10 protein-coding genes and 2 pseudogenes are annotated in these 12,135 nt (G+C 33.9%); 4 read left to right on the top strand and 8 right to left on the bottom strand.

Annotation, left to right across the window (positions count from 1 at the left end; all coding sequences use genetic code 11):
- The first annotated feature begins 77 nt into the window (after positions 1 to 77).
- Together ACG3M1_RS06420 and ACG3M1_RS06415 are read left to right on the top strand one after the other, a co-directional pair.
- Positions 78 to 899 (top strand): MerR family transcriptional regulator, encoded by an 822-nt coding sequence (locus tag ACG3M1_RS06420; RefSeq protein WP_009587877.1) that lies wholly within the window; start codon positions 78 to 80, stop codon positions 897 to 899.
- 72 nt (positions 900 to 971) lie between these two features.
- Positions 972 to 1,451 (top strand): SAM-dependent methyltransferase, encoded by a 480-nt coding sequence (locus tag ACG3M1_RS06415; protein ID WP_008819212.1) that lies wholly within the window; start codon positions 972 to 974, stop codon positions 1,449 to 1,451.
- Between the two features lie 545 nt (positions 1,452 to 1,996).
- Here ACG3M1_RS06415 and ACG3M1_RS06410 read toward each other — a convergent pair.
- The 3 genes from ACG3M1_RS06410 to ACG3M1_RS06400 form a co-directional block, all read right to left on the bottom strand.
- On the bottom strand, positions 1,997 to 6,217 hold the full coding sequence (locus tag ACG3M1_RS06410; protein WP_008819213.1) for an AAA domain-containing protein: 4,221 nt from the start codon (positions 6,215 to 6,217) through the stop codon (positions 1,997 to 1,999).
- 302 nt (positions 6,218 to 6,519) lie between these two features.
- Positions 6,520 to 6,807, bottom strand: coding sequence for a hypothetical protein (locus ACG3M1_RS06405; protein WP_065530880.1), 288 nt, complete (start codon positions 6,805 to 6,807; stop codon positions 6,520 to 6,522).
- Positions 6,808 to 7,201: 394 nt separating this feature from the next.
- The gene (locus ACG3M1_RS06400; protein WP_035303261.1) at positions 7,202 to 7,465 is read right to left on the bottom strand and encodes a hypothetical protein; all 264 of its coding nucleotides are present in this window, start codon (positions 7,463 to 7,465) and stop codon (positions 7,202 to 7,204) included.
- Positions 7,466 to 7,641: 176 nt separating this feature from the next.
- Between ACG3M1_RS06400 and ACG3M1_RS06395 the strand changes: the two genes are divergently transcribed.
- Complete coding sequence (locus ACG3M1_RS06395; protein ID WP_207636080.1) at positions 7,642 to 7,803, top strand: transposase; 162 nt, start codon at positions 7,642 to 7,644, stop codon at positions 7,801 to 7,803.
- On the top strand, positions 7,800 to 8,015 hold the full coding sequence (locus ACG3M1_RS06390) for a hypothetical protein (RefSeq protein WP_008819215.1): 216 nt from the start codon (positions 7,800 to 7,802) through the stop codon (positions 8,013 to 8,015). Before ACG3M1_RS06395 ends, ACG3M1_RS06390 begins: the two co-directional genes overlap by 4 nt.
- A gap of 559 nt (positions 8,016 to 8,574) precedes the next feature.
- Here the strand turns inward: ACG3M1_RS06390 and ACG3M1_RS06385 are convergent.
- The 5 genes and pseudogenes from ACG3M1_RS06385 to ACG3M1_RS06365 all read right to left on the bottom strand — a co-directional run.
- A pseudogene (locus ACG3M1_RS06385) lies at positions 8,575 to 8,917 on the bottom strand (GNAT family N-acetyltransferase); the annotation flags it as partial.
- A 56-nt stretch (positions 8,918 to 8,973) separates the two neighbouring features.
- A complete protein-coding gene (locus ACG3M1_RS06380) occupies positions 8,974 to 9,696 on the bottom strand; it encodes an MBL fold metallo-hydrolase (protein WP_395815052.1) in 723 nt (240 codons plus the stop codon).
- Positions 9,697 to 9,730: 34 nt separating this feature from the next.
- Positions 9,731 to 10,342 carry a DUF6064 family protein gene (locus ACG3M1_RS06375; RefSeq protein ID WP_395815049.1) on the bottom strand — a complete coding sequence of 204 codons (612 nt, stop codon included), beginning with the start codon at positions 10,340 to 10,342 and terminating at the stop codon, positions 9,731 to 9,733.
- A gap of 143 nt (positions 10,343 to 10,485) precedes the next feature.
- Positions 10,486 to 10,862: pseudogene (locus tag ACG3M1_RS06370) on the bottom strand (TnpV protein).
- An 8-nt stretch (positions 10,863 to 10,870) separates the two neighbouring features.
- Positions 10,871 to 12,028, bottom strand: a complete 1,158-nt coding sequence (locus ACG3M1_RS06365; protein ID WP_395815046.1) for a plasmid recombination protein — start codon at positions 12,026 to 12,028, stop codon at positions 10,871 to 10,873.
- Positions 12,029 to 12,135: the final 107 nt, after the last annotated feature.

The raw sequence follows: 12,135 nt of genomic DNA, 5'->3' as shown, positions 1-12,135 counted from the left end.
GCTTGGCATGTACATGACGTTTCCTATTGAAGTATAAAAATCTTGCCTTATAATAAGAAGCAGAAAGGAGGCGGTTTATGTTTCGTATTGGTGAGTTTTCCAAGCTAATGCAGGTTTCTGTCAGAATGCTGCGTTATTATGATGAGGTGGGACTTCTAAATCCGGCACAGAGTGATCCATGGACAGGATATCGCATGTATTCTGTGGAGCAGATTCCTGTTTTGAACAGGATTTTATATTTACGGGATTGTGGTTTTACAGTTGCTGAGATGGAAGGTTTAGTTTTAGGAAATGACGATAGGATGATGGAGGCATTAAAGAATAAGGAAAAGGAGATTGCACTTGCGATAAAAGCAGAGGAACAGAAGCTTCATAGAATTGATCATGCAAAGCAGGACCTTCTCCAGGGAACTGCTGATCTGCATTTCAATGTTACGATAAAATCGATTCCTAGCTGTTTTGTGGTATCAATAAGAGAACTAATTCCTGATTATTATGCGGAAGAAATGCTCTGGGAGAAGCTATCTGATTTTGCAAGGCAACATAGAGTTGATTGTTCTCCAACCACTTTTTCCATTTATCATGATGAGGATTACAGAGAAGCGAATGTGGATGTGGAATTGTGTCTGCCTGTAAAAAAGGCAATCAGGGATTGTGATGGATTCCAATGTCGTGAGGTGGAAGAAGAGCCATTGACGGCCTCACTTATGGTATATGGAGATTTTTCAAATATATCTGCGGCCTATCAATCCTTTGCAAAATGGCTGGAGACAAACAGACAATATGAAATGAAAGGTGCAAATCGGCAGATGATACACCGTGGTCCGTGGAATGAGAAAGATGCTGGCAGTTATCTCACGGAATTGCAGATTCCTTTGCGCATGCTTAACAAATATTGAAATTTACCTCTTGACCCTCACATGGTGTGAGGGATTATCGTATTAGTACAGACAAAATGGAGGAAAAAAATTATGACAAAATTTGAAGTTCATTCAGTAGGTTCTATTCACAGTGGTAAGGAGGGAGGTACAATTATTCAGGTAGATGAGAATTATATTCCAGCGTTGCAGGCATTGGATGGTTTCAGCCATCTGCAAATTATCTGGTGGTTTGACGGCTATGATGAGGATGTGTACAGAACTATTTTAAAGACGAAACAGCCATATAAAAAGGCTCCGGAGGAAATGGGAATCTTTGCGACAAGATCTCCGATTCGTCCGAACCCGATTGCGTTAACCGCGGTTGAGAAACTTCATATTGATTATGAAAAGGGCGTAGTACAGATTGCTTATATTGATGCGAATGATGGCTCACCTGTTCTGGATATAAAGCCTTATACGCCTAGTCTTGATCGTATTGAGGCTCCTGAAGTACCTGCGTGGTGTGCGCATTGGCCGAAAAGCCTGGAGGCATCGGGTAGTTTTGCATGGGAGAAGGAGTTTAATTTTTAGGGAGGTCTTATAGGCTAAACGGATGGTATCATACAAAAAAGTACTATTTTGACAGCAATAATAGTTAAAAATCAGTTATTAATATGCAAAGCCTGACAACCTGCTTGTAATCATATGAAAATTATAGCTGTAAAAATATATTAACGCGACTCACGTATCTTTTCTCTATTGCGCAATAGAAAGCTGTTTTAAAAAATCTTGATAAAGTGTCGCACTAATTTGTCTCGAATTCTAAAATTCCTAGAAAATGATGTAAATATATTTAGAGCCTAACATATGTACTGCAAATCTTTAGAGGCTTTACTTATGTATGGAAAACTTAGGAATCTATAGGAATAGGTGTTATTCATCTATTTCTTTTTTATAAATAATGAAAATGCACAAATTGTAATGTCAATAAAAATGAATATTTACCTTTATTGTAAAATATAAATCTATCGCCACAATTCTAACTATGAAAAATTTGATTCATGCATTTATTCTTTGCTTATCTATATCTAAAACAGATTATAATTTTTCAATAATAAGTAATTGAAACTTTGTGGTTATTTTATTGATTTTTTCATATTCTCGGCAATCTTCTTTCCTACTTTCAAATTTTTAAATACTTCATCATCAAACAACAGTTTTCTTAATTTTTGTTCTTGATTATGTTTAAAGGATGTTCCGTGACAACAATCATTTCTTAATTCGCGTATATTAGATAATTTACATATGAAATCATTCCACCAATTTCTATTGTAATACTCACTTTGCGTTAATTTGATAAATCTGTTTATGTTAATCTTTATCATATTTTCCATATTTCCTAACGTTCTTGGTTTTGAAGTTTTCCTATCATCGATATAATCAAAAGCAATTTTGAAGCTTTCCCTCATATAAAGCTCTGTTGCCTTACAAAACATTATATTCTTAAATGAGTCATCTTCAAATACAATATTGAAATTTTCAGCATATGCTTCATAGATACTTTGAATTTTAATACCAGTCATCAAGTGTGACTTCACTGGATAACTGAGTTCATTTAAATCTTCATCAGTTAAATGATAAATCTTTTTCTCTTGTTCTGTAAGAAAATCCCTGGCAAACTTGATTTTCTTTAATTCCTTCATCAAGATATAAGTATCTATGATATCCTCTTCGCCATCTCCTTTTTCATTAATATAATCGGATGATGAAGGAAGTTGTTTCATTAATAAAGTGATTAACTCTTTATTTTGATCTGTTTGATCAGCTTCTTTAAGTTGATTTAAATATTGTAAAGTATAAGCATCAATTACACCCTTAGTTATCTTTAAAACTTGATTTTGTTTCCAAATTTTATAGTCACCAATGATACATAATCGATATTTGGCCCGTGTAACAGCAACATTGATAATATTGGCATTTACCCATGTAACAGCGCCTTTCGCATCCTGATCACATCCCAATAGCAACACAACTTCATTTGCTTCTTTTCCCTGGAATGTATGCACTGTACCAATATTAGACTCCATCCATTCATTATAATATTCCTTGTTCAATTTGTAAAAATCGGACTCTCTTATCTCTTTCTTTAAACCTTCTACTACTGAGGTAAACGGTGAGATTACATACAAATCAGGTTTATCTCCCTTAGCCTTTTCAAACGCCAATTTAATAATATGCAACGTTTCTTTACCTTGTTCCGGTACATAATGATCTTTTCTTAAATGATTTTTTTCTTTACCACTGCATTGTAACCACTTTGAAATAGGAATGGCAAATGTATCCACAGTATTCTGATCAGGCTCTTTTGTCTGCTGAATCATTACACCATCATATGAAATACGATTTGATATATCAAACATAGGATTGATACATCTTCTATGGACAACCAGAGGACATCCAACCCAAAGTTTTTCTCCGCTTGAATCATTTAAATAAGTGCCAAATGGATTAAGTTTATCCGAAAACTGCTGTACTGAAATATGCTTATCACTATATGGTGTTGTATATTCATTTTTCAACAGTTGCTTAATTGCATCCAGATCATCTGTTACAACAGGTTCAACGTGTTTAGGATCACCAACCACGAGTACCTTTTTGCACCTTAGCATAGCGCCCAGGGCGAAATGTGGTTGCGCCTGCCCTGCTTCATCAATAATCAATGTTCCTAATTCATATGGTTTTTGAACATATTCCAAAAATCTTCCTACTGATGCAAATGTAGTTGAAATTACAGGTACAAGAATAGAAATTGTCTGATATAAAGATGAAAATGCATTAATTTTATCGTTCTCTTTAAATTTGATAGTTTCATTACCATCTGTACCTTTCCACATCATCAATAGGTTTTTCAAATTACTTCTCATATAGGTACTAGATAAAACGAATTCTTTATTCACCTGTAACGCATAATAAAATAACTTTTCCCTTTCTCTGTGGTAACGCTCACTCACCCATGGATTTAGTAAATGTACATCTTTACTATTATGTGCGTAAAACTGCTGAAAGAAATGATCATTCATTATAGTTACTGAATCAAAATTCTGGTCAGATCTAAACTGTTTTTCCTGCCATTTCAAGAGATTGTTCTCAATCTCCTGTAATCTTTTATTTTCATGTTCGATATCTTTATTTAATTGATCTATTGCTTTCTCAGTTTTCTTTATCTCATCACTGATAGATTTTATTTTTATACCTTGACTTTCTATTAGCAAATCCATTTCAGAACATTTATCTCTTTGCTTATGACATTCAGCCTCAGCATCTTCCCATACAGATGTCGCATAAGTTATATCCGATTCTATAGTTTTTAATTTGATGTATAAGTCAGAAATCTCTTTGCTTTTTAATGTTTTAACACGAAATATCGCCATAAATGTTTCTTTCAAAGAGCGACTGCTCTCTAATCTCATTATTTCATCTCTGCACACCGTTTCTCTATCTTTTAATTCTGAGACTACTTGCTTTTTATCCAATACCAACTGTGCTTTACTTGACGCCTCCTTTTCTTCTGCATTTAAATAAGATAACATTTCTTTTTTCATACAAAGCTCTTGTTTTCTATTTGTTTTTAATGTATCAATCTGCTGTTTCTGTATTGATAAAATATTTTCATTTTCTTTTATCTTCTCTTTTATGTTTGCTAACTCATTTTGATAATGCCGTTCCGTATCACAAACAGTTTTCAGTTTTATTTTTATTTGTTCAACTACTCTCAGTTGCTTTTGAAATAATTCAACTGCCTTTGTATATTTAGATTTATGTTCCTCAATATAGTCATTTTTGCCTAACATTTCAAATGTAAAATCATTTAGTATCTGTGTAAAATTCCCTTGATTTTTTCTATTTCCAAGTGGAACAGAGATTAATCCCCAATAATAATGCGGAGCGATTTTTTTATCACCGTCGCTTTTATTAAACAATCTATTTGCATATTCAGTAAAGTAGATATCCTCATCCTGTTTATCAAAATAATGACGGATTTGCCTTAATTTGATTTCGTTTTCATCTTCATCATTTATATTTTTCACACCATTACAAATAGCTTCCCCATCAGGAAGTTCCTTTGTAATATTTTCAACTGCTGCATTGTTGCAGGATGCAACTAGGATAGAAATTTGATTAATTCTTCGATCAACCTTATAGTAGTGACTAAAAAACTTGCTATATCCATGATTAATACAGTTCCCTTCTTCAAAGTTGCATTCGGTGAATGCATCATTGGATTCCGGGAAATTGCTCATCACCATTGCTTTTTTTACGATAGCATCTGCAATCACTTCTTTTAACATGGTTGTTTTACCAGTCCCAGGAGGACCGTTCACAGATAAAAATGGTGGAAATTCAGAATTATTGGATATAGCTAAATTTATAGCAAACTGCTGCATAAACGCAGGAGCATAACGAGATGGCCATTTTCCTAATGGTGCATGATCAATGTGCAAAACACGCTGTAGCATTTCTTTGTTCTCAATACTTCTATTTAATAAATCTATCCTAGGATCTTTTGCCTCATCTGATAATGCACTTGTTATGTATGGTTCTATGAATACTTTCCCATACTCTGTTTTATGAATGAAGTCTTTCTTATTTAATCTCATTGCAAAACTCAGATCTTTGGAATAGAAATTCATATGTAAATTTGCATATCCTAAAGTTTCTTCATAACGTTCTTTCATTTTTTCATCTTTAAATCTTTGATATACAAATAGTCCTGTGTATTCAGGTTGTAATAATGCAAGATTAATAAACTGACTTATCACTTTGTCATAACACTCACGAATGATAACCATATCAACAGTTTCCTGTTTTAGTAACCAAGAATCTATTTCTGCCATATCTTTTTCGTAATCTGCTTCATTTATCAAGACAGTTAGATCACTGTTGTGTTGAGACCACATTCTATAAATTGTCCATACAATCGGAGAAAGATTAAAGCTTCCTGGAACATAGTGATTCATAGTTGAAACCTGCAATCCCATAATTGCAATACTTCCTCTTGTTATTTCATTTCTTTCATCAGATACATTGGCAAGCTGATATATTGCTTTCACACAGTCATCTCTTAATATTTTTCCTAGACATAATTCAATTTTATCAGATGTTTCTGGAAGCTCTTTTATTTTAAAATTATCTTGCTTCACTTTATGAAAGATATCTATTTGTTCAGACATCAAGTAACCTATCGTTGAAACATAAATAGATTTTTTATTTTTAATTGTAGGAAACTCATTCTGATTCAAAAATTCAATTACATGCCAATATTTTAATATTTCTTCTCTTATGTGCCGGTTATCCATATACGTTCCCCTCTCTAAAATACATGAACTTTATTTTAAAAATTTTATGCTTATGCAATTCATCATGTACTTTCTTCCCTGCTCACGTATATTATATAGGTGACATTAAGAAATGTAAAGGGTTACACAAATGGAAGGATTTAAAAATATTTACTGACTTATTAGCAATTACAGTATTTAATCAATCCTTCAAATATAGGTATTATCAGCATATTAATACTGGATATTGTCTTAACTATTCTATTTTCATCCACTGCCTTCTTATACTCATAATGGCGCTGTCATTAGGAGTTTACCTTTAATTAATCACCTTTATAAATATCTATTGCATCCATATATTCTTGCAGAATTTCTTCTATCATATCTCTAGGCTCTAAAACAATCACATCCTTACGAAAAGGTGCAAAATATGATTTGAATTGCATTTTAGAACAATTAAAATAATAAATACTCTTATCTTCTTCGCTTTCCGGTAAAGGATTAGGCCTTTCAAGATACCTTAATTTAAATAGTTCTTTACCATGTTCAGTTAGTTTAACCTTATAAATAGTATCTTCATTAATTGAAAACTGAACTCCATTATTTTTCATTTTTTTGAATCGCTCTTCTATATAAGCTTGAAATGTTGATAGATTTATATCAAGATGAACATACAAAATATTGTAAATATGTATAGTTCTAGCAACGTATTTCTGTTTATCTTCATCATAACCTTGATACAAAAGATAATTATATAGTACAAATTTCTTTTAGATGAACAGAACGAATTATATTATCAGATTTTGTCTTTATTTGTATACTTTGCTTATTTTGGATTGCTTCACTGAGGCTTTTTACGATGTCTTTATATATGATTTTTTCTCTTTCGTATTGAGGCTCTTTTTGGTAAGAGTAAATAATGTTAGCTAAGTATTCAGATTCACTAGCATTTTTAGGACATGAATTATGAATTCTAAATCAGAATCACGCTTCTTTTCCCTAACGCTAATCTTTTTTTTCATCATCAATTACGATTTGGTTTTGACATAAATATTTAGTTATTTTCCAAGCTATATTTAGATACTCATCCTCATTAAACTGTTGATTTCTGGTTTCATTTTTAACAGCATCCTTTATCTTATTTTTTAGTTCATTGATATCATCTTTATATTTAGAATGATAATTGATAATGATTTTTCTTATCAACTCTGAAATGTTTAGACCTGTTTTGAATAATTCTTGATCACGAATATATTTAGTAATTGACATCTAATATAATTATTGATTACCATATCATCTAAGGGGAAAAACTTCTGATTAAATAAGGCTAAAATCAGTGCTCATTTAAAGAAAATCAAATTATTTATCCTTTTAACGTCAAATTGTTTGAAGAAAAAAAGCGGGAATAATTTCACGCTAAAAATGTACTATACAAACCTCTCAAGATGAATAACGGAATCATTGAAAATAGAAATAAGGTCATCAAGTGTATCAAACATAATGCCAACGGTTACTCGAACTGGAAACGTTTCAGAAACCGACTCATGTATGTTTTGGATAAGGATGCCACCTACAGACTCAATCCCATTAAAGGTGATGCTTCATGATACACTGTGATACGACTGATCAATATTTCTTGTGCAGGTGGATTTTAGTTAATTTTGAAGAATCTGCTGTGCGTCTGGAACTTATTGCGGCTAATCAGGTTCGTGTTTATACTTCCGATGGTTATATGGACATTTTTATGAACCTCACAGGTATGGTCGTCTTTGAGTGCCATTTGTATAATGATCCCTATACCCTTAAAAAAGAAGCCTGATATCCGTTCTTGATATACGGGCTTCTTTCACTGCTTTAAGACCTTTTGGGGTTTCTCTACCCCATGTTACTTTATTAGTTCATTTTGTGTGAACCCCAACTAATTTTGGAGCACCTATTTTTCCTCCTGTAAGTATGTTTCATATCTACATTCTCACCCGTTTCTTACTATTTACACATTTTTTGCTATATTCCCTGTAGGAATGAATGAATTAGTTCCAACAGCATTTTTATCAAGTAAAAATTTCTTTCTAAATCAGATTATGGATACCTAATCAAGGGTATCTTATCAACAGCGATAACAAAATGATAACATTAGCTCATATAGGTAGGATAATATGGATATATCAAATAATCAAAAGATTTACATAATCGACAGAGAATAATTTCTAAACAAAATTGATTAGTATTTGTCGAGTTCGAATAGTTAATAAATATATATGAAATGACCGATTAAAACGATCCTTTTTGAATATACAGGAGGTAAATGATACTGTTTCATATTGTCATTCCTTTCAAAGTGATTCCACAAAGAGCTATCTGGATCCTACAGGCAAACGTGCTGTACCAATGCCCATATTCCTGTATTCCTCATACAGTGACATAGCAAATGAGGGCGTCTCATCATCAATATACCCGTAATCATTCATAATACAAACCCATACTGCACCTACAATCTTTCCTTTTTTTCCAAAACGAAACACCAATCATCTTCTTTCCCAAAATCCTCAATACTTACTTATTGAACTGCTAATGTTCAATAAGGTATTCTTGCAGCTCTGGCTGTTCAATAATAGATTTTGGCGGCTTGTCCATGCCCTCTGGAATAAAAATTGCTTCATACAGAAAATCAGATAATACTGGATATTCATTTTTTCTAATTTGTCGAATTTTATAATCCATGTCTATGAAAAACCCCACATCTGCTAATTCATCAAATGAGAATTCATCATTCTATATTATTTTAATTTATAAAGTTTTATCTTTGAAATTTCTTTTATAGATTTCTTTATGTCACTCTTTGGAAATGGCTTCCCATGTGCAGGATAAATCCAATCAACATCTTCTGCAAACAAAATATCCAAAGATTTTTCAAACTGAACTTTATTCTCTATCCATATAGTCAATCTTCTCATACTTGGAAAACCATTCATTGAAGCGTCGCCGCAAAAAATGATATTATCAACTCTAAGCGAAATTGAATCAGAAGTATGACCAGGCGTATACAAAATTTTTCCCTGTAACAATTCTTCTAATACAGTCTTGTTTGCTTCTGTAATTTCTATAAACCTATCATCATATTTATCTTCAATTGAAGGAAACAAGTGCTCTGCTTTACCAAACGCCCCCATAAATTTACAAAATACCCATGCTAAAAATGTACTGCATCCTCCCTCAAAAGAGTTCTGCCCTCTTTTCAAGGTTATCATGGCTTTATTGCTCATAATCACTTTGAGTTCCTTGTTTCTACCCAATAATTCATTTAAAAAACCTGCATGATCATCATGCGCATGTGTTAAAAATATATACTTAATATCCGATAATCTAATATTCTCCTTATTTATCTTTTTCTCTACATCTCTAAGACTATGTTCATACCCTGTATCTATCATAATGTAACCATTTGGGCTTGCATACACATAGGTATTCATTATTCTGTTTCCAACATTATAAATATCCACATGATTCTCCTTCTTTCGATTAGAATAGCATATTCTAAGTTACTTTCATCAATTTCAATAATCGAAATTCTTTTGCCAAAAGATATAAGCCATATATTCCACATATCAAAAGAATAATATCTTCATAAGCGGCAAAAATTACTGATTTAATTCCTGTCAATCCCCATATCGTCAATAGCAAAAGCAACAACTTACTTTTTCTTTTATACCCTGCATACACAGCTATGCTCAAACTAACAATAGGACAAGGCATAATATGTGTAACCATCTGTGGAAACTGATTTCCCAGCACTAATGATATCAAGGGATATAAACAATATAGCAAAAGCAATATAATCTGAAATAAATTAGGTCTTTCAAGTATATCATTTTTATTGTGCAAGCATTCATATAAAAACAGAAAACCACAAATCAAATACAATGGAAAGGCAAAATATTTCTGAATCGGTTGAGTCCCATAGTATCCGAAAAACATCATTCCTATGAATAAATTTGCTATTCCCAACATCAATTTCGCTAAACACGCTACCTTGTTGGTATATGACAGCGACAATGCAATAACAGTTAAAATAAGCAGTATTACTTGAATAATAATTGTATTCTGGTTATATTGTCCAATTACATTCCAAAAAGCTTGTACATCCATTCTATTTTTCTCCACAAATGCCGATTTCTCAGTCTAATTCCTTTTTCTAAGTATACACGAAATTATAAGATTTTTCAATTCTCCGAACTGCCTTTACTTAATTGAGCGGCACTCCCACATACCGCAGAAGTGCCATATATCACTTATGAATAGATTAACTCATTCTCCACAACTTCTCTCACACAAGCCCGAATATTATTCATCCTTTGAACCCATAAAAGCTGATTTTCTGCCTTTAACTGTTCCGTCACACCTTGCCTGTCGGCATACTCCTTTACCAGCCGAAAAAACATATCTTCTGCCTGTTCATCCACACTTGACAAATATTCATTCAACCTGCCGCTTGTCAGCAGATTAAGATATACAAGCTGCTTGTACTCTTTGAGATACCGCAAATGCCGCTGTCCCCATATACCTATCGGCTTTTCTTCTTCGGGAGGTAATGCAAGATCGTGAGGTAATAGTCGCCTTGCTTTGCATACCAAAGACCGTTATTTTTGTCATAAATCCTATTTTCCATAATGTTTCCTACCTTTCCTCTTTGTTGTTTTTAAAGTGCTTTCCACGCTGTTTTGATTGCTGTACCGCTTTTGCCTGCTCTAAAAGATTGTCTATCTGCTTACTTCCAAATGCCTTGCGGAGCAGCTTATAATCTTTGTTTTCCGCACGGAGGTTTTCATTTTCCCCTGCCAGTTTCTCATTGGTTTTCCTTAAACCCTCATTCTCACGGTGGAGATTGCTGTTTGTAACATTCAGCCGATAGTAGCTGTCCCTTGCTTCAAAACACCTTATAAGAGCCGTTTTAACAAGCGATTTCAGTTTTAACACCAAAGGCTCTGCCACTTTATTTCTGTATGCCTTCGCTGACATGAACCCCTGCGGCTCTGGCAACTGGTATTCTGGAGAAGTGTCAAGCACCTGCTCCAGCGCCTTTAGGTTTTCCATGCCTTTGTCGTAGTTCTCCACCCTATTCGACAATACTTGAAATTCCTCTTTTTTCTCTGAAATCTGCCCCTCAAGCTGAACAACCTCTTTTTCCCGCTCCTGTTTTTTATAATCAAGGACAGACAAATGTTTTTCATGTGTGCCTTTATGCTCCCATTCAATGCCATGCCGCCCCATCACAGCGGCAAGGCTCTCTTTTTCGGACTGTACCCACTGGCTCCACTCCGTATCGCCACGGGAGCCGCCTTTGAATCCCTGCGCCGCTAACGCCTGTTTCAGTGATACCCTTGTATCAAGCCCACGCTTGCTGCCAGTCGTGAACGGAACGAAATCAATATGCAGATGCGGCGTTGCTTCGTCCATATGGATATAAGCAGAAAATACATAGAGATTAGTGTTTCGTTCTTGGAATCCATGATAATATTCATCTAAAATCTTCCTTGCAAGCTGTCCGTTTTCACTTCCCGCACTCATATTTTCCTTATCGCCAATCTGCAAAATCAACTCATGGAACGGCTTTTCCTGCTTTGAATTCCGTATCTTCTCGTAATAATCGGCAATGCGTCGGTCTGTCCTTGTCTGTTTCTCGTTATATCTCTGCAATGCTTCATCAAATAGCTTATGATACACTTTCTTTATATTCTCATTGCAGTAATCTACATTGAGATGTGAACGCTCCCCATCTACATTTTCAGCCTTAAATTTTCGGCTGTTATGGTTGACCGAGCCTTTCCCCACCATTGCGCTAATCGTCCGTCTTATAAAATCACGCCCTTTCTTTTCGGCTGGTAGGCTTTGTTACTTTCCCGAAAGTAACGCAAAAGCACTTTTGTCAGCTACGCCAACAA

The sequence above is a fragment of the Clostridium sp. 10cd* genome (genome assembly GCF_044336395.1).
In the GTDB taxonomy this organism is placed as follows: domain Bacteria; phylum Bacillota_I; class Bacilli_A; order Erysipelotrichales; family Erysipelotrichaceae; genus Clostridium_AQ; species Clostridium_AQ innocuum.
This window is presented reverse-complemented; position numbering and strand designations above follow the sequence as displayed.